This is a genomic window from Fluviicola sp. (genome assembly GCF_039596395.1).
In the GTDB taxonomy this organism is placed as follows: Bacteria; Bacteroidota; Bacteroidia; order Flavobacteriales_D; family Crocinitomicaceae; genus Fluviicola.
The window spans coordinates 866,832-889,139 of record NZ_JBCNJT010000001.1 but is presented as its reverse complement, the minus strand read 5'-3'; the positions used below and the strand labels follow the sequence as shown (position 1 = coordinate 889,139).

The following is a 22,308-nucleotide window of genomic DNA, read 5'->3' as shown; positions in this document are numbered from 1 at the left end:
ACATTTACAAGTTCATAACTCCATTTTGCTCATTGAAAACCGCGTTTTGAAAAATACGAACCTCCTGCTATTTCTCCGCTTGCAGTGCAGATTTCCCGTCCACATCCATCACGATAATATCGTAAAACAATTCTTCATTCGGCTTCACCATATCCACATAACCTCTTGATCCGTAAGCCTCTTTTGCAGGAACGAGAATATATAACTTGTCATACATTTTCATATTCATCATTGCCTTTCTCAGACCGGGAATCAGGGAATGATCTTTCATTCCGAATGCAAACGGCGTGTCTCTCTGGTAAGAATTATCGTAACGCGGATTTGATTTAGTCCCGACAAAATAATGAATAGCCACATTGGAGTTTTCCCCGATTTTTGCATCTTTCATTTCCGGATTTTCTTCCAATCTCCACACTTTTACCCCGTCAATTACTTTCGTCGGTTTTATTTCCTTACCGATTCTCAGCATTACGATATTCGGAGCATTCGGAGGAATAATTCCCGGAATACCTTTCGGGCCACGTGCCAGTGCTCCCGGAATAAAAATCTCCACAAAATCACCCACTCTCAATTCTTTCATAGCCAGGTCGAAACCGGGAGTCTGCATTCCATATCCGACCAGGAATGGCAACATATCTCTTTGAAGCTTATAATTTCCATCGACCACTTCCCCGTTTTGGAGCTTGGTCTTGAAATTAATCTCATAAACCGATCCTTCTTTAACCGGTTCGCCATTCGACTTTTCAAACCATTGGATCTTAATTCCGTTCGGGAAACTTTTCTTATCCGCGATTTGTTTTTTGGGTTCAATCAATTTTTCTGCTTCCGACAAACCGCTTACCACATCCTTCTTTTTAGAAGTATTATTCGTTGCTTTTTCCACCCCGTTGGTGCAGGCAGCCATTAAAAGACCGATGGTGATGTATGTCCAATTTTTCATGGTGTTCATTTCGAGTGTGAGTGTGAAGGGTTTTATTCTATTCCGATTAATTCGATGTCAACGACCAGAGGAGATAAAGGCGGTATTTTCTGTAAATCTCCTACTAATCCGTGTGCCAGGTGACTAGGAAACACCAGTTTCGCTTTTTCACCGACTTTCATCAATTTGATACCTTCGTGAATTCCCGATTCCATTTCGCTTTTATCCACCCGGAAGATATCCAACTCATCAGCCGGCGTTTTATAAACCTCCGTTCCATCCAGCAAACTGATCTTATATTGCGTTTTTGCATCCATTCCGGGTTTAGGAACAGCTCCGTCCGTTTTTTTGAGAATCACATAGCGCAATCCTGTTCCCGTTTCTTTTACGTCCCAATTTTCATGCTGGGCAAAATAAAGATCGATATTGATACTTTCTTCAACCGCCATTTCTTTATTCATTTCGGTGGATTTTTTCATATCCCACTGAACGGGTTTCGGCTGCTCCTCTTCTTCTGTGCACGAACACACCAGTAAAAGGCAGAAAAGAAATTCTTTTTTTATCATGCTTTAGGAATGAAATCTTTTACAAATGTTACAAATTTTTCGATGGTTTTTTCCAGGCTTTCGGTCGAAGCGCCTCCGGAAGCATAAGCATGGCCTCCGCCATCAAAATGCGTTTTAGCCAATTCATTCACGAAATAATCTCCTTTTGCACGGAAAGAAATCTTCACTTTACCGTCCTTCTCCACAAAAAGCACCGCCATCTTGATTCCCTGGATACCCAAAATCTGGTTCACCAATCCTTCCGTATCTCCTTTTTGGTAATTGTATTTTCTCAATTCTTCTTCCGAAAGCGAGGCGTAGGCTACATGAATGTCGTTCAGGCAAACCAGTTTTTCCGACAAGGCATATCCTCTCAACTTGATGCGGTCAACCGTATTGGTATCATACACATTTTCATGGATCAGGTAATGTTTCACACCTTTCCGGATCAAATCAGCAACGATTTCATGCGTAGCTGCACTCACCGAAGGAAAACGGAACGATCCGGTATCGGTCATAATTCCTAAATAAATGCACGTTCCGGAAGTTTCGTTCAAATCATCCAAATGATCGATTTCTTCCATCCATTTGTACACCAATTCGCAGGTAGAACACGCGGAAGTTTCGGATATCACTGCCTGACAAAAATCTGCCGGATGCAGGTGATGATCAATCATTACTTTCGTTGCTTTGGATGCCATTAAGTATTCCTGCATCTGGTCTCCGACACGCGAAGGCTCATTGTAATCCAGGCAAAAGATCAAATCGGCTGTCTGAAGTATGGAAACAGCTTGTTCTGCCTTCGTTTCAAAATCAACGATCTGTTCCCGGCCTGTCACCCAATGCAAAAATTCAGGAGCCGGATCCGGATGAACTATCTGCACCTGCTTTCCCCATTTCTTTAAAATGTGGTAGACTGCCAATGAACTTCCGATAGAATCCCCGTCGGGAGATTTATGCGAGGTAATGACGATTGATTGAGCCTGGTCTACAAACTCTTTTATTTTTTGCGATGCATCCATTTTACAAAATTACGAATTACGAATACCGAATGCCGAATATGCATGACAAATTATGCATTACGGATTGTGAATAGCATAAAAACAAGCAGGGGCGTTCCGCACATGCGGAACACCCCTGCCATTATTCGATTCGATAATGAATTAAAATCCTGTTTTCTCGGAACGTTTTGTTTCGATTAAAACACCTACACAAGCCAATTTTTTCTTATCACCTCCTGTAATGGATACGTTGATGAAAATTTTGCGTGATTTATCGGATGTGAACTCCAAAGCTTCTGTACTTCCTGAGGAAGCAAGCACTTTTTTGGTTCTTTTGAACGTTTCTTTTTCTCCTTCTGTTTTTTTCTCTACCACCAATTCGTAGATCTCGTAGTTCAATGTCCCCACGCTTCCTTCACCCAACACGGTTGTCAGTCGGTAATCCAATCCTGCATGTGCAATGAAAGACATTTCATACGATTCATCAGAAGCAACAGAACCTGAGCGTGACTGGGAATTTAAAGTATAAGCATCTTTGGTCTTTTTCTTTTTCATGAATGCCTCTGCCGGAGGACACTGAGCGAAACCAAATACAAAACCTGCTAATAGGGCTAACGTTAATGTAAATTTCATATCCAATAAGTTAAGCAGTTATAATTTTAGTACGAATTTCTGCGATTTTCTTCGACAGGTTATCAAAACACTTCTGAGTCATTTTACAGCTATCTCCGCCGGAGAAAGTCAGCTTCCCATTTGAATTCTGCACCTGTGTTTCACCTGAATTGCAATCCAACTGCTCATATACTTTCAGAATCTCCTCAATCGCAGCCGAATATTCTTTCACCGCTTCGTTATCCTGGTAGCTTACCAAAAACTCCAGCAAGTTCTCAGCAACCAATTTCTGGTCTGCCAAAGCCTGGTCCAATTTCGGTGATTTCCCGAAACCTTTGGAGCTTCCGATCATCAGGTGCATCGACTCAACCCATCCGCCAACAAGCATCAAAGACAATTCGTCTCCTTTGTCAATCTCGATCAAACGCTGGAATGTACGGTTGTATACGTCATCGCTCAATTTGAACAATGAATCCGCATTTCCGTCCCATTTCTTTGCCAATTCACCCAATTCGTTCCCGAAAACCTGGGCAACACCAATATCTGATCCTAATTTCTCCAACTTACCGAAGTAGTTCAAATATTTGTTGGTTTCGTTAAACGAAGTCAAATAAGCTACATCTGCCGTATATACACCGAAATTCAATGCTTTTTGAGAAGAGCTGGAATACTTGTCCGCCAACGCCGGGTCATGTAAAATTTTGGTATTCTTTACTGCATCCATCTTGGAAATGAGCGCGAACTGCTCGGAAGGCGATGGAATATTGTAGTTTACGTTAGCAGCATCTACTGTTTCCTGTTCTTCAACGGTTGCAACTTCCTGTTTTTCCTCACCGGAGCCGCATGCATAAGCGAATAGTAATACGATACTACCTAAGATTAGTTTATTTTTCATCATCAAGTAATTTCCTGCGAATCTATTAATTTTCAATTAATCCCGTGATTATTTCGTCAGTTTTTTTGTTTCTGCAACAATTTTCGCTTTCAACCCTTCTGAAACCTGAACCAATGGCAGACGCATATAAGGCTTCATCCATCCCAGTTCTTCCAGGGCAATTTTCACCCCTCCCGGATTCCCTTCCGCGAAAAGCAATTTCGTTACGGGCAATAAATCGTAATGGAATTTACGGGCTGTTTCAAAATCACCGTTCAGCGCGCTCGTCACCATCTGACTGAATTGTTTCGGGAATGAATTCGCTACAACCGAAATAACTCCGTCTGCACCCGCTGCAATCAAAGGCAAGGTAATCGCATCATCTCCCGAAAGCACCAAAAAGTTTTCCGGGCGGCTGCGGATGATTTCCATGATCTGCTCCATATTTCCGGAAGCTTCTTTCATGGCTACGATATTCTTTATCTCTGCCAATTCCAGGGTTGTTTCAGCCAATACATTCGAGCCGGTTCTTCCCGGTACGTTATATAAAATGATCGGCAAATCAGTTTCGGAAGCCAATGCTTTGTAATGTGCAAGGTATCCTGCCTGCGTAGGCTTGTTATAGTAAGGTGCAACGGAAAGAATTCCATCCACTCCTTTCGGGATTTTTTTAATCGCTTCAATCACCGACATGGTGTTGTTACCACCTGCTCCGTAAACAACCGGCAATTTACCGTTGTTTTCTTCCAAAACAGTTTCCAGCACCTGTTTCTTTTCTTCACTGTTTAAAGTTGGAGATTCTCCTGTAGTTCCCTGAACCACCAGGTAATTCGTACCACCGGAAATTTGTTCCTGTACCAATCTGCGCAATGCCGGAAAATCAATCGTCATGTCTGCATTAAATGGCGTTACCAATGCGACTCCGGCTCCTTTAAATAGATTCATCTGTATTTGTTTTTTAAACAGTAAAAAGTCAGATCAAAATTACGAAATCCTTTTACCAATTGCGAATACCCAATTCCGAATTGCGAATTAATTGTACGAATTGGTAGCTGGTAGGGGCGAAAAATTTTTCGCCCCTACCGTAATTCCACTAATTTTGCCTTATGATAAATCCATTTCCATTCAAAGTGCTTTTCTGGTTTGAAAACGATGAAAAAATCATTACCGAGATTAAGCGAACGGATATTCAGTCAGAAGATAAGGGCCTGATTTATAAGTGGCTTTTGATTCAGAATGAGAATGAGAAACAGAATGAAGATAAGATTTCGGTTTTGACTTTTCAATCGATGGTTTCTTCGGAAGAAAGCCAAACCCGCACTTTTGCAGAAGGAAGGTTGGAATGGGATGCGAAACAGGTTCTGTTCAATGCAGAAGAACTGAAACGGATTAAACCGGATCAGGTCACCGAAAAATGGATGCGCCTGGTTGCTGATTTCTTAGACTGAAATTAAACTGCTGACCTATGTTCCTATCCTATGTGGTTTAAATTTCTCAATTTGAAATCATCGCCAGGAAATCGTCTTCCGAGATAATCGGAATACCCAAAGAACTTGCTTTTTCCAGTTTTGCAGGTCCCATATTATCTCCGGCCAATACATAACTCGTTTTTGCAGAAATGGAGCCCACATTCTTTCCACCGTTCTTTTCGATCAGGTCTTTGATCTCGTCGCGGCTGAATTTGGAGAACACACCTGAAACCACGAATGTTTTTCCTTCCAGTTCGTTGGAATCCAGTGCCACTTCTTCTACTTCGAACTGTATTCCGGCTGCCTTTAAACGATCAATCGTCTGAATTGCGCGCGGATCCTGGAAGAACTGCTGAACCGCAATAGCGATCTTCTCCCCGATTTCATCTACTGCAATCAATTCATCATAAGTTGCTTTTGCAATAGCGTCGATGTTCTTCAAAGCAAAAGCCAGTTTTTTCGCCACGGTTTCTCCTACAAAGCGAATTCCCAACGCAAACAATACGCGTTCAAACGGAACTTCTTTGGAGTTTCTGATCCCAATAATCAGGTTATTCGCAGATTTATCTGCCATGCGATCCAGGTTCACCACCTGGTCAAAGGTCAAATCGTACAGATCCGCAACGCTTGTTGCCAATCCTTTTTTATACAGCAAGTCGATTGTTTCTGCACCCAGCCCGTCAATATTCATTGCTTTCCGGGAGATAAAATGCTCCATACGGCCTTTCACCTGCGGCGGACAAACAAGGTCATTCAAACAGTAATGCTGTGCTTCTCCTTCCCTGCGGTGCAATTCAGAACCACATTCCGGACAATGCTCAATAAAGATGACTTTCTCTGCTGTCGGTTGACGGGATTCGGTATTCACTCCCACAATTTTCGGGATGATCTCTCCTCCTTTCTCAACAAAAACCTCATCTTCCAGATACAAATCCAGTTTTTCGATCTGATCTGCATTGTGCAAAGAAGCTCTTTTTACTACCGTTCCGCCCAGCAAAACAGGCGTCAGATTCGCTACGGGCGTAATTGCTCCTGTTCTTCCGACCTGGTAAGTCACTTCTTCCAACCGGGTGGAAACACGTTCCGCTTTGAATTTATAGGCGATTGCCCAACGCGGTGATTTTGCCGTAAAGCCCAAGTCTGCCTGCTGGTCGTAATTATTGACCTTGATCACAATTCCATCGATATCGAAAGGAAGATTATAGCGCTCTTTATCCCAATAATGGATAAACTCCATAATTCCTTCAATGCTGGAAGTTTTTTGAATGTAACGGTCCTTCACCTGCGGGGTTTTGAATCCCCATTCATGTGCTTTCTCTACACTTTCCAAATGTGATTCCATATTCAGGTCGTCTCCGTAAACTCCGTATAAATAGCAATCCAATCCTCTTTCGGCAACTACTTTCGAATCCTGGGATTTCAAGGTTCCGGAAGCAGAGTTCCGCGGATTCGCGAAAACCGGTTCCCCCAATTCTTCCCGCTGCCGGTTCATGGCTTCAAAATTTTTACGCGGGAAAAAGATCTCTCCGCGCACTTCGAAATCATCCGGGAAATCTCCTCTCAGTGTTAAAGGGACCGTGCGGATCGTTTTCACGTTTGCCGAAATGTCTTCGCCTTGTGTCCCGTCACCGCGCGTTACCGCACGTGCAAACTTCCCGTTTACATAACGGATCCCGATTGCTACTCCGTCGTATTTCAATTCGCACACATATTCGATCGGCCCGCTTGCCAGTTTCTTCAGGCGTTGTTCCCAATCAATGATTTCTTCCTCGGAATAGGAATTCGACAGGGAAAGCATCGGAAATTTGTGTACAACCGTCTCAAATTTCTTGGTAATATCTCCACCAACCCGTTTGGTAGGACTCAGATCGGAAGCGAATTGCGGGAATTCGCTTTCCAGGTCCTGGAGTTCTTTCAGAAGCATATCGAATTCGTAATCGGAAATAGTCGGATTACTTTCTACATAATAGTTGTAATTATGCTGTGTCAGCTCTTTGCTTAACTGTTCGATTCGTTGTTGCGCTTCCGTTGGATTCATACTAAGAATTTGGGTAATCAAAAATAGTGGAATAATTAGGAATTCCGTATGCCGAATTGTGAATTATGGGCAATCAACCAAAAAAATCAGTACGAGTTTGAGTGTGAAGATTGAAGGGCTATGCAAACTCTGCGTCGACTTTGATCTTAACAGCTTCTTTTGTAACCGGATGCGTGAATTGCAGGAACTGCGCATGCAGGTGAAGACGCGATTCTTTGCTTCCGTACAGGTCGTCTCCGATTATCGGTGCGTTTAATCCCAGTACATGTGCCGAATGAACGCGCAGCTGATGCGTTCTTCCGGTTATCGGGTAAAAATAGATCAGAGTTTGGTTGTTTCTTCGTTCTACGACTTCCCATTTGGTAACGGCACGCTTGCCGTGTTCGTAACAAACCAATTGGCGCGGCCTGTCATCCAGGTCCACACGCAGCGGCAAATCGATAGTTCCCGAATCTCCTTCCACCTTTCCGTCCAAAAGTGCTACATAGCGTTTTTGTACGTTGCGTTTGATGAATTGTTTCTGCAAATGCATGTGTACTTTCTTCTCTTTGGCAAGTACCAAAATCCCGGAAGTGGACATATCCAACCGGTGCACAATTAACGGGCCGGTAGCAAGCGGATATCTTTCCTTCATGCGGGTATACACCGAATCTTCGATGTTTTTACCGGGCACCGAAAGAAATTCCGCCGGTTTATTGACAATTACCAGGTAATCATCTTCGAAAACAATTTCCAGTTCTTTGTTTTCCGCCGGATTCTGAAGCATCGGGTTTTCGTCCGTTTCAATTCCCTGAAGCATGTGCCCCAGAATCGGTTCGCATTTTCCGCGGCAAGCCGGATAAACCTGCTTGTGTACGCGCACTTCCGACTTCGGAGAAGCTCCCCACCAAAATTCGCCCAGGCAAACAGGTTTCAGGTCATTTTCAAAAGCATATTGTAGCAATTTCGGAGCAGCACATTCTCCTGCTCCTGCAGGTGGTTTATGGTCGATGGTATTTTGAAAAATGCTCTGCAGGCTTCTTCGCTCTTTTTTAGCATTCAAAAAGTAATACGAATCGAAAATTTCGCCTTGCAGGGTGTTTGACATGTTTTTACGCTTTTCGCGCAATTCATTCAACTGATTTTCAAACGAATCGACCACTTCAGTTAAAGCTGCGATCTTTTTCTTCCCGGAATCCGTAAAGTCTTTCAGGAAGTATTGCTCGCGAATGGATTGTTTCCTCAAATCTTCCAGCAAAGTTTCCAATTCGGTTGCATTCAAATTACTTGCCTGTTCGCGCAGCTGTTTTCGCCGGGCTTTTGCTTCCTTGATTTCCTTTTTATACTTCTGTAATTCTGCCTGGTAAGCTACTGTTTCTAATGCGAGGTTTGTCTTTGCATGCAGGTATGTTTCTTCGTTTTCCAGGCGTTCAATTTCAAGGGTCACGTTATTGATAATGACTTCTTCTTTCCGGAAGAACCCTTTTGAATCGAGCAAGTCAAAAACAGGCGGAACGAAATAATCGAATTCATTGGAATCGGCCAGCTTTCCGGAAAACGCAGCTAAAAAGCCTAATTCACCTTGTTTGTTTTCAACCACCAACACCCCAAACATTTTCCCGATCACCAATCCTTGCTGTGCATCATCCAATCCGAAATTGTGTGTCCATTCGGTTTGGGTTTGCAGGTAATCCTGAACCTGGTCCATTGCTCTGACAGCCAGTTCGTGCGGATCGTAATAAAACGGGAATGTAAATTTTTCAGGACGCGGAATTGCTGATACGTCTGATTTGAAAGGAATAAACTTGTTTTCGGACATTTTCTTTACTGGAGTGCAAAGTTAGCCTGAATAAGTGAATTGTTCAAAATAATGTTCAAAGGTTCCATGAGTTCAAAAGGGTTCAATAGTTATTGAACATTTTCAACATTTAAACCTTCTCAATCCGAGAAATTGATTTGCACGTGTGTTCCGTCGCAATAAGGTTTATTGGAAGACGCTCCACAACGGCAAAAGGCAGTTACCTTGCTTTCTTTCAACTCTTCCGAACCGTGATGTTTTACCGTAATACTTCCGTAAACCAATAGCGGGCCGTTTGGTAACGTTTCCACCACATTTGACTGAACAACTTCTTTTTGTTCGTTTTTCATCCGGTAACTCAATGCTCCGCTCGGGCACTTGTCGACTTGTTTGATAATTTCTGCAGTGGTGCCGCCTTCCAGTTTAATCCAGGGCTTGGTAGAAGGTTGAAAAACGTCCGGCAATCCGGTTGCCTGTTTCCAGCAAACAGTAGAATGGATGCAACTTTCCGGCTTCCAGATGACAGTAATTTCTTCGTTGGAATATTCTTTGATTATCGGTTTATCTGACATGATGTATCTAAAAGTAAGGTTGAAGATACAAAATCATTCGATACGGTCAACCAGCCATTGAGCTTTCAGCATGCGATCCTTGCCTTGCAGGTCTTTGCGGATTTCTACCGCGCTAAAACCCAATTCCTCCACCATCGTTTTGGTTTCCTGCCCGTAATTCTCATGCAGCTCAAAGAACAAATATCCTTTATCATTGAGACTTTTCGCGGCATATTCAGCCAGAGACCGGTAAAACAATAACGGATCTTCATTTGGGACAAAAAGCGCCAAATCCGGTTCGAATTCCGTTACATTTTGGTGCATTTGCTCTTTTTCCTGCCAGGGAATATAGGGCGGGTTTGAAACAATCAGATCAACTCCCGTTGTTTTCTCAGCTTTCAGGGCATTTCGCAGTTCGAATTCGACTTCGAGTTCCAGTTCTTTCGCATTGTTTTTAGCGATCTGCAATGCTTCGGGAGAAATATCCGTTCCTTTTACCCGTGCACCCGGTTTCCGGTTTTTCAATGCCAACGCAATGCATCCTGATCCGGTACACCAATCTTCTATTTCCGGATTTTCCCTGCCGGAAATAGTTTCTGCGATCCAGGACACCAATTCCTCCGTTTCCGGACGAGGAATCAGCACTCCGGGAGCTACGCCAATCTTCAGATCATCGAAATACGTGAAACCTATCACATATTGAACAGGTTCTCCGGTTTGAAGCCTGACTAAAATTTGTTCCAGTTCCTCCTCCTGCTTTTCCGCAAGTTCTATTTCCCGGGAAACCAATAATTCAGACCGGTTAAACCCCAAAGAATCCTCCAAAACTATCAGCAGCAGGTTCCGGATTTCACGTTCCGAATAGTATTTCTCCAGCTTTTCAGCCCAAATCGCAGTAATTTCTTTGAGATCCCGTACCATAGACCGAAATTAATTAAAATTACGGCTGCATCACAGTTATACTGCTATATTCAGCTGTTGTGAAGCCTGTATAAATGGAGTTGTTATTTCACATTCTAACCCTGTTTATCGGGCTATTCATCGAATTTTATTTTAAAATTCCAATGTAACGTGTTAAATTTAGGTGCGTTAAATAGAAATAAACAACAATCGTGAGGGGGATCAAATTCATTTTTTTAAGTATTCTGGTTAGTAGTCAAACGCTTTACGCGCAATCCGACACGGAACCGGAGGTTGAAAAACCAGACTCGATGGCGGTTGTTCCTATTAAAAAGATCTTGCAGGTTCCTGTTTTCCAGAAATTCAATCCGGATACGATTCAGCTTGCAGAAAATGATTTCCTGGTTTCGGATTCGTATACTGCCATGGGCCAGCGATATGTGTATGACGCTTTACATTCTTTTAATCGCAGAAGAATGGACGGATTCGGAGGATTTTTAAACGACAAGATCAATGCCGGATTAGCAGAAGTGCGCAGCAGAGGCTTTAATTCCGATCTGAAGAAGTTATACATTCAAATCGATCCTTCTACTTTGACGGTATACTGGACTGCTGTAGTGGGGCCAAGTCTTGACGGAAGATGCTACATGAGCGTCGACAGCCGTGGTTCTGCCGGTGGCGGATTACCTGCCGTTCAAAAACAATGTCCGCGCATGCACCGCTTACACACCGCATTGAATCCTGTGAAAGTATTGGAATTTAATGATAACGTTCTGCAATGCTATACCTGGGACGGAGCTAAGATCGATACGGTAACGCATGCAATAAACATTCAGCAGCATTTTTATAAATATTACGATCCGCAAATCGGGAATTCTGTAACGCTTGCAGAAGTGGTACAAAAAGAGACAGAATCGGGAGCATCTTTACTGGTTGCTGCCAAACCTTCGGTTCCGGCTGCGCATTACAAGCGTTACACGGTTAAATCGGGCGATACGCTTTCACAAATTGCCGTGAAGTTCCATACGACTCCGACACGAATTAAAAATGCCAATCATTTGCGTTCTTATTTGATCCGTGTTGGTCAGACGCTGAAAATTCCGAATTAATTACGGATTGTGAATACCATTATGGATGGCCGATTTTCGCTTCAGACAAGCTGCTTTGATTTCGTGCCGTAATTCGGTGAAAAATTCCTTAAACGCGCTACACCCCTTTAAAAATTCGGTTTGCTATTTGGCAAACTGGCAAATTTGCTAATTTGCGCAGGAGTGATGAAATTATTCGAACACTAAAAAGCCTTCCGCAAACAGAAGGCCTTTTATTTAATTTCAATTTATTTCGTCAATGACGGCGGAATAGAAAGCTTACTTTCTCTTACTTAATCACTTTCGGAAGTTTGTCCAAATCTTTGGAAGGATAGAACTGAATGGAACTGGTGTTCACACAATGACGGGTATCTTTATCCGTAAACCCTTCTCCGGTGAAAACATGTCCCAAATGTCCCTTGCAATTAGCACAAATGATCTCTGTACGCATTCCGTCTGCATCGGGAACGCGGATTACGGAACCGTCAATTTCGTCATCGAAACTTGGCCAGCCGCAATGAGATTCAAATTTATCGTCTGATTTATAGAGCGGATTGTTACACTGCTTACAGATGTAAACTCCTTTATCCGTCTTTTGGTAATAATCCCCGGTAAAAGCGCGATCTGTGTTCTTAAAAAGAATAACACTTTCCTCCTGCGGGGTTAACTTATTGTATTTTGTTTCTTTTTTCGGGGAAGGCGAATTGGTTTTGGTTTGCTCCTGGGAACAAGCTGTCAATCCGACAAACAAGCTGCAAATAATTAAATAGTTTTTCATCTTCAATCGTTTTGAACAGTTACGTAAACTTAACAGATTTGGATTTGAAAAACCAGGGAAGCGGTAGTTAAAAAAATCAAAAAAGGCGCGCTACTACTGACTAAATAGATGGATGTCTATTTGTATTTTTCAGAGCGTATCAGGTCCGAACAAACTATTTCTTGCACTTATCCAATTCCACATGCAAGCCCAATCCTCTTAGAGCCTCTCCTGACGCTACGATTTTCCCTTCACCGTCAATCAGGAAAGCACTCGGAATGAATTGAACGTTGTATGCTTTTCCGGCTTCATTTGCCTTGTCCCAAACGTGGCTTTTCCAAATCAGGCCATCTGCTTTGATCGCTTCTTTCCATTTTGTTTCATCGCGGTCCAGGGAAACCGAAAACACTTCAAATCCTTTGGCATTCTTGAATTTCGTGTTCTTGTATTTTCCATACGCTTCTACCACATTCGGGTTTTCTTTTCTGCATGGTCCGCACCAGGAAGCCCAAAAGTCAATTAATACCATCTTTCCTTTCAGGGAAGACAGCTTTACCACTTTTCCGTCAACGCCAGTTAAAGCGATTTCAGGTGCTTTTGTACCAATACCTGGCATAGGTTTCAATGCTTTGAAAGACGATGAACCCAGTGCTACGAATAACAAGGTAGAAAGAATGATGATTGAATTTTTCATAAAGCCTTAATTTACACGACGAATATCAGCTCCCAGGTTTCTCAAACGAATATCGATATCCTGGTAACCTCTGTCAATTTGTTCAATATTGTGAATAACACTTTTTCCTTCTGCCGAAAGTGCTGCGATCAACAGGGAAACTCCTGCACGGATATCCGGGGATGTCATTTGGATTCCCCGTAATTTATGCTGTCTTCCCAATCCGATAACGGTTGCGCGATGCGGGTCACACAAAATGATCTGTGCTCCCATATCGATCAGTTTATCCGTGAAGAACAAACGGGATTCAAACATTTTCTGGTGGATCAATACACTTCCTTTTGCCTGCGTTGCCACCACCAGGATGATCGACAATAAATCCGGGGTGAATCCCGGCCATGGTGCATCGTAAATGGTCAGAATAGACCCGTCGATGAAGGTATCGATCTCATAAGATTCCTGAGCCGGAATGTAGATATCGTCTCCTCTCCGCTCCAGTTTGATTCCCAATCTTCTGAACGTATTCGGAATAACGCCCAGGTTTTCCCAGCTTACATCCTTGATGGTAATTTCCGACTGCGTCATTGCCGCCAAACCGATAAAACTTCCGATTTCGATCATATCCGGCAAAATGCGGTGGTAACAACCTCCCAATTCCTTTACCCCTTCGATTGTCAGCAAGTTGGAACTGATACCGGAAATCTTTGCTCCCATGGAATTCAGCATTTTACACAATTGCTGAATGTAAGGCTCACAAGCTGCGTTATAGAATGTGGTCGTTCCTTCAGCCAAAACCGCCGCCATGATCACGTTTGCAGTTCCGGTTACGGAAGCTTCATCCAAATGGATGTATGTTCCTTTTAATTTCTTTGCTTCGATCGAGTAAAAATGCTCGCCTGCATCGTAATTGAATTTCGCACCCAGCAAGGCAAATCCTTCGAAATGCGTATCCAGTCTACGGCGACCAATCTTGTCACCTCCCGGTTTTGGAATAAATCCTTTCCCGAAACGGGCCAATAAAGGCCCAACGATCATAATGGAACCTCTAAGAGATGCCGCTCTTTTTTTGAAATCTTCGGTTTCCAGGTAAGCCAGATCAATATCTTTTGCCTGGAAAATATAAGTACCGCGCTCTACTTTCTCAATCTTCACTCCCATCGTTTGCAACAAGTCAATCAACTTGTTCACATCCACGATATCCGGAATATTTGAAATAGTCACTTTTTCAGCGGTCAGCAAAGGCGCACATAAAACCTGTAGAGCTTCATTCTTTGCACCTTGTACCGTCAATTCTCCTTTTAGCTTCTTTCCTCCGTAAATTTCAAAAGACGACATACTTAATTCTTATTACGATTTTGGTTTTTTCCTTTAAAGTTTTTTTGATTTTTCTGATTCTTCTTCGGGCGTTTATTCGGTTGAATTCCGAACGATTTCAGGATCAGGTTGGTATTCATCAATTCATCCGGGTTTTCCAGGATCAATTCGCCTTGCGAAAGGTCTCTCAACTGATTGGCGATCACGTGATTTTCCACCGCATCATTGTTGTAAGCCAAGTACTGCTTTTTCATGAAATTAGCCATGGTGATCTTCAAATAATCACGCTCATCGGCTTCCGTCATGTTTTTTGCATCTTTCAGGATTTCCTGTGTGTATTTCCCGTAATGTCCGTACTTGATCCGTCCTTTCGGATAGGTCATTTGTTCCGGCTTGCTTGTCAATGTTTCCGGCTTTGGAATTTCATAAGGAGAATCGACCTCCAGTTTGAAGTCAGACATCACGAACAAATGTGTCCATAACTTGTGTCTGAAATCATCTACGTCACGTAAATGCGGATTCAATTGTCCCATGACTTCAATAATTGCTCTGGCTGCTTTGTTGCGTTCGTCGCGATCTGCGATTTCCATCGCGTGAGAAATCATTTCTTGTACGTTTCTACCATACTCCGGAAGTAATAACTTCGGTCTCGTGGTGTTGTATTCCATAAATTTTCTTCGAAAGTTCAAAAATAAGGTTTTAAATCGATATATCCTTTCGATGGATATTCAACTTACACATTCGTTTCAGCTTTTTGCAAGATAGATCTGCTCCAGCATTTTTTTATCGGCCTTACCATTCTGGTTCAGAGGCATTTTATCAATGAATTTAAAGTCGGAAGGAATCATGTAATAAGGCAGTTTCCTGTTCAATCCTTCCAGTATTTCCGCTTTCCAATCCGTGTGTTCTTCCAACCCGCTTTTTAATTGGACCAGGCTCACAATTTTCTTCACTTCCCCGTTTCGCTTCAAAGGAATCGTTTCGGCTTGCAACACAAAGCTCAAATCGTTGAGAACGGAAGTAATTTCATTCAATTCGATCCGGAAACCGTGCAGCTTCACCTGGTCGTCATTTCTGCCTTTGAAAAACAACACATCGTCTTCCAGGTATCCCTGATCTCCTGTTTTAAAGGCTCTTTCGTCATCTATGGTGATGAATTTCTCTACATTCAGGTCCGGACGGTTCAAATATCCGAGTGAAACATTCTTTCCTACGATCACAATTTCATCCCGGTCGATTACTATTCGGCTTCTCGGCTTGGATTTTCCCACCGGTAAAACCGGGTGTTTTTCCAAAACGGCTTCATCGATCCGGATCATGGTTGTGGCAACCGTTGCTTCAGTTGGTCCGTAGGTATTGTAAACAATTGCTTTCGGGAACTTTTCCACCAATGTTTTTGCCAGGCTGTGCGGAAGTAATTCTCCGCAAAACAGGAAATACCGGATGCTTTCCAGGCGGCTTACCTCATCGATGCGGGAATAAATAAAGGAAAACGATGGTGTTGAAACCCAAATGGACCCCTGGTATTTTTGGATCCTGTCCATCAACAGATCCGGGTTTTCGGATACAGTTTTGGAATTCAGTAAAAGCGTTGCCCCGATCGCCCCGAAAGACATCAGTTCGTACACCGAAAGGTCAAAACTCAAAACGGCAATATTGATGAAAACATCGTGCGGCTGAAACCCGAAATCCTCGCGCATCCACTGGGTAAAATCGCGAACGGCCTCCGTACTGATCTGCACTCCTTTCGGTTCTCCGGTACTTCCGGATGTGAAAATTAGGTAAACCAACGGATCTGCCGGTTTTTCCGCCGCAAGTATCATTTCTGCTTCCTGCAAAATTTCAAGCGTATTGTTCCGGAACGACAGGATCGAAACGTCGCTGAAATCCAGTTCTTCGTCCGAACAATTAATGATCAGGTTCGTTTTTGAGATCTGTTTGATCGACTCCACGCGGTTTTTCGGGTAAATCACATCAGCAGGAATGTAAGGAACCTGCAGTTGCATTAATCCGTAAACCGCCACGATCATTTCGACCTGCTTATGGCCGTAAAGGATTACCGGGAATTCCAGTTTATCCCAGCCTTTGCTTTTGAAAAACGTACAAAAATTCGCTACGCGCGACTCGAATTCCGCCCATGTAATTTCTCCGTTCTCGCCAACAACGGCCAGTTTTCCGGAATCTGTATGCTGATCTGTAAATTGCCTGGAATCAAAGCAAAACCTCATCGTTTAGAATATTTTATCAAACAGGTAGCTGATCTTACCACTGAAGACATAAATGGCAAAAGCTACCGAATTAAACATCAGGAAAATAGAAATGAACTGAACGGCTTTGGGCGACAATTTCCCGAAAAACACATCCCTCCCCTCTTTTTTACACCGATAAACATAGTAATTATGCGTGATAGAAAAAAGTCCGAAGAGCATACCGCTCAGGATAAAGTGCAATTCGAACCCGTTCCAGAATCCCATGAGGGTAAAAGTGAGGAACAAGGCTAAATTCTGTCTCTGGATCGGTTTGAATTTCTTTTTGGTGGTCAATTCCTTGAAGATCGGCTTGAAGAAGTAATCGTTCAGCCAGTCTCCGAGTGTGGCATGCCAGCGTTTCCAGAAATCTTTCGGGTTTACAGCCAGGAAAGGCTTGTTGAAGTTGATCGGAACCCGGATTCCCATCATTTTACCGAAACCGATGGCCAGCAGCGAATAACCGGCAAAATCAAAGAACAAATAGAACAGGTATGAATACATATTTGTTAGGTGGAAAAGCACTGTTCCGTTATTCTCCAATTGGTTCAATACCAAAACCAGGATTCCGTGGGCAATGATAAACTTGTACAACAGTCCGCGAACCAGGTCATTCAATCCATCCAGGAACAATTCGGAAGTCATGGATTCGTATCCGTTATCCACGTTTTGTTTGAATCGCCCGAAACGGTCAATTGGGCCAATCAGTAAAGTCGGGACGAAAGCCGTGAAATTGAAAAAGTCCAGGACGGAAACGCGTTCCTCTTTTTGTCCTTCGTCGATATACAACTGAATGACTTTAAAGGTCATGAACGAAATCCCGGCAATCTGGAAAATGGTTGCCAATGTGTGTAAAGCTCCCGGTTCTCCGGTAGGAAGAATGTTGAGTGTTTTCATAAAGATCATCGGCAAGGAAAGCAAGATGACCGGAATCAATAAACCGGAATACTTCAAAACACGCGCAAAAAGCAGGTAAATCAGGTAACAATAGGTCATCAATCCCAAAATCTGGACCGGCTTCGTGAAATACAGGATAATGTAGGCCAAACTAATCACTGCCAATACATATGCATATTTCAGTTTCCGGGAAAACAACCCTTTACAAATTACCAGCAAGGCCACTCCCAATAAGAGAAAGTAGAAAAAACCGGACTCCGTAAACGGCAGCATTTGGTTCAGTTTTCCCATCGGTTAAAATTGCTGATAGATAAAGTTCACTTTCGAGGTGGATTCCTGTTCTTTGGAACCGTAAAAAACCGAGTCGATCTGTGCTACATAGAACACATAATACCCTACGAGCAGTAAGATATAGATCAGCGTATTCATTAAAAATCTCCTTTTATTCATACAGGTGACGGTATCGTTTGACTAAAAATTCACTCACTTCTATCCATCCCCTGTTTCCGGGATGCATGATGTCTTTCAAGGTTCCGGGTACGTAACGCGATTTATCGGTTCTGTACATATCTAAAAGCGGAAAATGTGCCCGGGAAAGTTCCTGCCGGATTCTTTTCTGAATTGGCGTAAACCGGTACATGTAATCAAAATGGTAAGGATTGAGCGGCTGCAGGACAAAGGTCGCCTTGCAATGATGTCGTTTTAGAATTTCCACCACCAGTTGAAAGTCCTCAAATTCCCGGTCAGACTTATCGGGTTCCACTTTTCCCCTTCTATACGTTCCGTTTTTCAATAAATTATCCACATAGTAAGCACTATCTATGTAAGAAGAATTGTTCCGGCATGTTTTCAGAAAGTCTTGCTCCGTTCTTTTCTTCGCCGAAGCCCAATCAACCGTTCTCTTTGCTTTTTCCAGCTTTTTCGGAGCGGAAACCACCTGATAATCCACATGCGGGATAATATTCAGCGGAAGTTCATTGAATTTCCCCGGCATCCAGGAATATCTTCCGTAAAGGCTCATGTTCTTCAAGTAAGTCAATTCTACGGAAGGATTATTGATATCACTATAGAAATCCCTCACAAAATCGGCAACACGCAGTTTATTGCTTAGCGGAATAGATGGATCATGAATAATCCGGCGCAGAAAATCAGGCCGTACAAATTCCAGAAAGGCTTCGATATTTGTTCCTTCGGTTTCAAACCATCCCGGACTCAGTATTATGCATACATTAGCTCCATTCAGGTTATCTCCGGCAGCAAGTAATTCACAGGCTATACTTAAATTCTGATGATATGCGTGCCCGAAAGCAATGGTTGGTATTCCGATGCTATCCGGCATGAAATAATAACTCGAATATGCCTCCCCTAAAGCCAATTCAGAAGAACCGAAAATGGTCAGCTTTTGTTTATCGCTCAGTGAACCGATCAATTCAATTTCGGTTTGCTTGTTGTAAAAATCGGCAATAATGCCCCGCTCATATCCGGCAGTTCCGGAAACAACAATGTGCTCCGGTTTTTGAGCCGGCCTATAATAAGTCGCCAACAGGAAATTCAGCAAATAAAGAACTCCCAGGGAAATTGCGATTGGAATGAGGTGGTACTTGAATAAACCCGGCAGGATTTTTTTCATTTTTTGGAATTCAAATAGGTGACTATGCGTTCAACGGTTTCAAAATTATCTTCTACAATTTCATTAAACGGAATCTTGATACCAAACTCCGCTTCCAGTTCCACTACCAATTCCACGATGGTAATTGAATCCAGTACTTTTTCCTGCCAAAGCGAATCGGTCGGTCCGACTCTTGAAAAAGCAATCTCCTCAATTTTATCGATAATGAATTCTTCCATGGTAAAGCGTTAATCTTGATTTTTTTCGCAAAAATAGTTTTTTTGACCGATTTAAACGGCATTTTGCAAACATTCGGCTATCCGGATCATCCGGATTGATTTGTTTTCCGCAAAAAGTTTATTTTTAGCTACGAATTAATGGCTCTATGAAAACACCTTTCGCATTATTGACCGGATTATCCCTTTCCCTGCTGATCGCTTCCTGTTCATCAGATACCGGAACAACTGAAAACACTGCAGGAACAGAAAAAACACCTGCTGATTCCGTAACCCGTGAAGAATGGTTTCCCGAAACCAATTTCGACACACTCCGCGGGTTGTACACCGGGGATTTCGGAGACGGTTTCATCAATGTGGTTTTGACGTATGTGAATGACAAAAAAGCAATCGGTTACAACGTACACAAAGGGTTACAGCGGAATATCAGCGGTTCGGTGGTACAGAAAAAAGACGGGTTCGAACTGACCTTGAACGAGCCGGGCGACAATAAATTTGACGGAATTTTCACGTTGATCATTTCCAAGAAAGACGGTAGCGTAAATGCAACCTGGACAGCAAATGATCCTAAGATTCCTTCCAAGAAGTTTAAGCTGAAAAAGCAGGCTGAAAAAACCACCAAAGAACCCGAAGGAAAATTCTACTACGATGGAGGAGAAATCACAGAAGATAATTTCATGGACATATTCAATACTTCCAACCTGGATGGCGGCTATGTTGAATTCAAGGAAAACGGCATCCTGCGCTATACCTATTACCCGGAAGGACAGGAAAAAGAACAACAGGAAATTATCAAAGGATCCTGGAAGTTTACAGACAAAAAAACCATGGTCATCAACTGGTCGAAAAATACGCGTTTCAAAACCCAGGTTATGAAATTCAAACTGACCCAAAAAGAAGACGAAGGGCCAAGTTTCGAGGGGCCTGATAATTTGAGTATTTACCCTGAGTTCTATTAATTCAGGAGGTTTCATGAGAAAAACGGCCTGGATATTCTTTGTGATAGGAATACTTTATGCTTCGTATTTATTGCTGCTGTTGTCGCTTCCTTACCTGGAAATGCGCCGCGGAATTGATTTCCTGAAAACCAAGCAACTGATTTACCACATCAAACATTGGAGGTACAGTTTTTACATCCATGTATTTACGAGTATCCTGATCATTACCAGCGGTTTGTTCCAGTTCAGTAAAACCATCCTGAATAAACGACCGAACATTCACCGCATATCCGGTTTTATTTACCTGGTGGTTACTTTATTGATCTCCGGACCGGCAGCTTTGGTGATGTCCTTATATGCAAACGGCGGATATCCTGCCCAGGCAAGCTTTGTGATGTTGAGCATTCTCTGGCTGGGAACAACTTACCTGGCTTATCATTACGTGCGCAAAAAAGATTACGAAAAACACGGAAAATGGATGGTGCGCAGTTACGCACTGACCCTATCGGCAGTTTCGCTCAGGCTTTACTCCTATTTATTCGATGTGTTCTACCTGAGAATGGATCCCGTGGATTTGTACGTGCTGCTTTCCTGGCTAAGCTGGACGCTCAACCTGGTTGTAGCGGAAATTTTAATCAAACGCGGACTTATAAAACGTTTATTAGCCAACCGTTGAGCAAGGCAGCTTCCGCAAATGTTTTCCCTTCCACATAAAGTATTTTCCCGGATGCGTCGATGCGGTATTTTTCCGAATCTATTTTCTTCTTCGAAACAATCGGGTTATCGTAATACCCTTCTTCATTCGGATCTTTCTGGAATGTTGTTTCGTAATTGGTAATTGTAAGGGTTAAATCTTTGTTGACCGTGCACATTTTCAGCATTTCAGAATAATCCTCCCGGCCTGCGATCAACTTTTTATCAATCAGCTTCCCGGTTTTCGAAAATGTTACCAGGCAGTAAGACAACGGACTTTGATCGCCATTAAATTCTTCCTTGATCACATAAATAAGAGCAACGTAGTTCGGTTTTTCTGCTACCTGTACGAAATTGTAAAAGCCTTTGCTTACTTCCCGTGAAAAACGTTCGTTGCGCATTTCAGAAACAAAACGCTCGTAATCGTAAGAAATACGGTTCTTATCGTCGTAAACTACTTTTCCCTGCTCGGTATTCAGGTTAATAGGGAAAGAAGCCTGCACGAACTGGCGTTTAAATTGAAGCCAATGCAGGTTTTCCACGTCCGAAACACCGCTTAAAGCCAGATCCATATATTGCTTGTACAGATAAGGTTCTTTTTCTCTCAGATTTGCCAGGTCCTTGTCTTTTTCGATGTTCTCAATATTCACATACCCGGATTGAATGGCAAATTGCAGGTAATCCGCGCTCATCGGGAAATTCTTCAGTTGTGAATAAGCACACGCCACGTTGAACAATACTTTGGAGAAAGGTTCGTATCCCAGTTTTTCAGCCAGTGAATAAGCATCCAATGCCGCCTGGTAATTTTTTAGTTCCATGTAAACATTTCCCAATTCGTAATAAGCCTTTGCGCTCGGGTATTCCGATAAGGAAGCTTTAAACCCTTCACTTGCCGCCTGCAGGTTCTTTTTATTCTTAAACTCATCCAATGCGCTCAGGAATAATTTATTGGATTCCGGGTTTGCTTTTGGATTCTGGTACAGGAATAAACGCACTTTTTCACCGTTGAAAAGGTCGGCTGAATTTAATTTGATCGCTTTGGTCTCATCAACAGCTGTTTTTCCGCCGGTTTCAGAATCCGGAACAGCAGGATTTCCGCACGAAGCAAGCAATGCACTAACAGCCAAAGAATAAAGGACGAATTTCATAGGTCTGGAATTTAGAGTACTAA

At 42.8% G+C, this 22,308-nt stretch carries 24 protein-coding genes; 4 read left to right on the top strand and 20 right to left on the bottom strand.

The genetic code is table 11. The features are described 5' to 3' along the window. Positions 1-67 precede the first annotated feature (67 nt). The 6 genes from ABDW02_RS03680 to dapA form a co-directional block, all read right to left on the bottom strand. Complete coding sequence (locus ABDW02_RS03680) at positions 68-940, bottom strand: FKBP-type peptidyl-prolyl cis-trans isomerase (protein WP_343632196.1); 873 nt, start codon at positions 938-940, stop codon at positions 68-70. Positions 941-972: 32 nt separating this feature from the next. Next, positions 973-1,485 (bottom strand): FKBP-type peptidyl-prolyl cis-trans isomerase, encoded by a 513-nt coding sequence (locus ABDW02_RS03675; RefSeq protein ID WP_343632195.1) that lies wholly within the window; start codon positions 1,483-1,485, stop codon positions 973-975. After that, positions 1,482-2,486 (bottom strand): bifunctional oligoribonuclease/PAP phosphatase NrnA, encoded by a 1,005-nt coding sequence (locus tag ABDW02_RS03670; protein ID WP_343632193.1) that lies wholly within the window; start codon positions 2,484-2,486, stop codon positions 1,482-1,484. Before ABDW02_RS03670 ends, ABDW02_RS03675 begins: the two co-directional genes overlap by 4 nt. 141 nt (positions 2,487-2,627) lie before the next feature. Next, on the bottom strand, positions 2,628-3,098 hold the full coding sequence (locus ABDW02_RS03665; protein ID WP_343632191.1) for a hypothetical protein: 471 nt from the start codon (positions 3,096-3,098) through the stop codon (positions 2,628-2,630). A gap of 10 nt (positions 3,099-3,108) precedes the next feature. Further along, positions 3,109-3,972: a hypothetical protein gene (locus ABDW02_RS03660; RefSeq protein WP_343632189.1), complete on the bottom strand. Its 864-nt coding sequence runs from the start codon at positions 3,970-3,972 to the stop codon at positions 3,109-3,111. Positions 3,973-4,020: 48 nt separating this feature from the next. Further along, positions 4,021-4,896 (bottom strand): 4-hydroxy-tetrahydrodipicolinate synthase, encoded by an 876-nt coding sequence (dapA, locus tag ABDW02_RS03655; RefSeq protein ID WP_343632187.1) that lies wholly within the window; start codon positions 4,894-4,896, stop codon positions 4,021-4,023. 161 nt (positions 4,897-5,057) lie between these two features. On the opposite strand from dapA, the gene ABDW02_RS03650 reads away from it, so the two are divergent. Beyond that, a complete protein-coding gene (locus ABDW02_RS03650) occupies positions 5,058-5,399 on the top strand; it encodes a hypothetical protein (RefSeq protein ID WP_343632185.1) in 342 nt (113 codons plus the stop codon). 46 nt (positions 5,400-5,445) lie between these two features. Here ABDW02_RS03650 and ligA read toward each other — a convergent pair whose 3' ends face one another. The 4 genes from ligA to prmC all read right to left on the bottom strand — a co-directional run bounded on the left by ligA (position 5,446) and on the right by prmC (position 10,707). Further along, positions 5,446-7,458: an NAD-dependent DNA ligase LigA gene (gene ligA / locus ABDW02_RS03645; RefSeq protein WP_343632184.1), complete on the bottom strand. Its 2,013-nt coding sequence runs from the start codon at positions 7,456-7,458 to the stop codon at positions 5,446-5,448. 118 nt (positions 7,459-7,576) lie between these two features. Next, entirely contained in the window at positions 7,577-9,256 is a 1,680-nt protein-coding gene (locus tag ABDW02_RS03640; protein WP_343632182.1) for a pseudouridine synthase, read from the bottom strand. A 119-nt stretch (positions 9,257-9,375) separates the two neighbouring features. After that, complete coding sequence (locus ABDW02_RS03635; protein ID WP_343632180.1) at positions 9,376-9,807, bottom strand: (4Fe-4S)-binding protein; 432 nt, start codon at positions 9,805-9,807, stop codon at positions 9,376-9,378. A 33-nt stretch (positions 9,808-9,840) separates the two neighbouring features. Beyond that, positions 9,841-10,707, bottom strand: a complete 867-nt coding sequence (prmC, locus tag ABDW02_RS03630) for a peptide chain release factor N(5)-glutamine methyltransferase (protein ID WP_343632178.1) — start codon at positions 10,705-10,707, stop codon at positions 9,841-9,843. A 191-nt stretch (positions 10,708-10,898) separates the two neighbouring features. On the opposite strand from prmC, the gene ABDW02_RS03625 reads away from it, so the two are divergent. Continuing rightward, the gene (locus ABDW02_RS03625) at positions 10,899-11,795 is read left to right on the top strand and encodes a LysM peptidoglycan-binding domain-containing protein (RefSeq protein ID WP_343632176.1); all 897 of its coding nucleotides are present in this window, start codon (positions 10,899-10,901) and stop codon (positions 11,793-11,795) included. A gap of 268 nt (positions 11,796-12,063) precedes the next feature. On the opposite strand, the gene ABDW02_RS03620 is transcribed toward ABDW02_RS03625, so the two are convergent. The 9 genes from ABDW02_RS03620 to ABDW02_RS03580 form a co-directional block, all read right to left on the bottom strand. Further along, a complete protein-coding gene (locus ABDW02_RS03620; protein WP_343632174.1) occupies positions 12,064-12,552 on the bottom strand; it encodes a methionine-R-sulfoxide reductase in 489 nt (162 codons plus the stop codon). A gap of 154 nt (positions 12,553-12,706) precedes the next feature. Next, on the bottom strand, positions 12,707-13,225 hold the full coding sequence (locus tag ABDW02_RS03615; protein WP_343632172.1) for a TlpA disulfide reductase family protein: 519 nt from the start codon (positions 13,223-13,225) through the stop codon (positions 12,707-12,709). A 6-nt stretch (positions 13,226-13,231) separates the two neighbouring features. Continuing rightward, positions 13,232-14,539, bottom strand: a complete 1,308-nt coding sequence (gene murA, locus ABDW02_RS03610) for a UDP-N-acetylglucosamine 1-carboxyvinyltransferase (protein WP_343632170.1) — start codon at positions 14,537-14,539, stop codon at positions 13,232-13,234. Between the two features lie 2 nt (positions 14,540-14,541). Further along, entirely contained in the window at positions 14,542-15,186 is a 645-nt protein-coding gene (locus ABDW02_RS03605; protein WP_343632168.1) for a DUF4290 domain-containing protein, read from the bottom strand. Between the two features lie 78 nt (positions 15,187-15,264). Then, positions 15,265-16,746, bottom strand: coding sequence for an AMP-binding protein (locus ABDW02_RS03600; RefSeq protein ID WP_343632166.1), 1,482 nt, complete (start codon positions 16,744-16,746; stop codon positions 15,265-15,267). Positions 16,747-16,749: 3 nt separating this feature from the next. Then, positions 16,750-17,952, bottom strand: a complete 1,203-nt coding sequence (locus ABDW02_RS03595; RefSeq protein ID WP_343632164.1) for an MBOAT family O-acyltransferase — start codon at positions 17,950-17,952, stop codon at positions 16,750-16,752. A 3-nt stretch (positions 17,953-17,955) separates the two neighbouring features. Continuing rightward, positions 17,956-18,090 (bottom strand): hypothetical protein, encoded by a 135-nt coding sequence (locus ABDW02_RS03590; protein ID WP_343632162.1) that lies wholly within the window; start codon positions 18,088-18,090, stop codon positions 17,956-17,958. 13 nt (positions 18,091-18,103) lie between these two features. Beyond that, complete coding sequence (locus ABDW02_RS03585; RefSeq protein ID WP_343632160.1) at positions 18,104-19,291, bottom strand: D-alanyl-lipoteichoic acid biosynthesis protein DltD; 1,188 nt, start codon at positions 19,289-19,291, stop codon at positions 18,104-18,106. Then, positions 19,288-19,509: an acyl carrier protein gene (locus ABDW02_RS03580; protein ID WP_343632157.1), complete on the bottom strand. Its 222-nt coding sequence runs from the start codon at positions 19,507-19,509 to the stop codon at positions 19,288-19,290. The genes ABDW02_RS03585 and ABDW02_RS03580 overlap by 4 nt, the downstream gene beginning before the upstream one ends. Before the next feature lie 146 nt (positions 19,510-19,655). On the opposite strand from ABDW02_RS03580, the gene ABDW02_RS03575 reads away from it, so the two are divergent. Both ABDW02_RS03575 and ABDW02_RS03570 read left to right on the top strand, forming a co-directional pair. Beyond that, positions 19,656-20,465 carry a hypothetical protein gene (locus ABDW02_RS03575; RefSeq protein ID WP_343632155.1) on the top strand — a complete coding sequence of 270 codons (810 nt, stop codon included), beginning with the start codon at positions 19,656-19,658 and terminating at the stop codon, positions 20,463-20,465. Positions 20,466-20,478: 13 nt separating this feature from the next. Further along, positions 20,479-21,120, top strand: coding sequence for a DUF2306 domain-containing protein (locus ABDW02_RS03570; protein ID WP_343632153.1), 642 nt, complete (start codon positions 20,479-20,481; stop codon positions 21,118-21,120). Here ABDW02_RS03570 and ABDW02_RS03565 read toward each other — a convergent pair. Then, positions 21,092-22,285, bottom strand: a complete 1,194-nt coding sequence (locus tag ABDW02_RS03565) for a hypothetical protein (protein WP_343632151.1) — start codon at positions 22,283-22,285, stop codon at positions 21,092-21,094. The genes ABDW02_RS03570 and ABDW02_RS03565 overlap by 29 nt on opposite strands. Between the last annotated feature and the right edge of the window lie 23 nt (positions 22,286-22,308).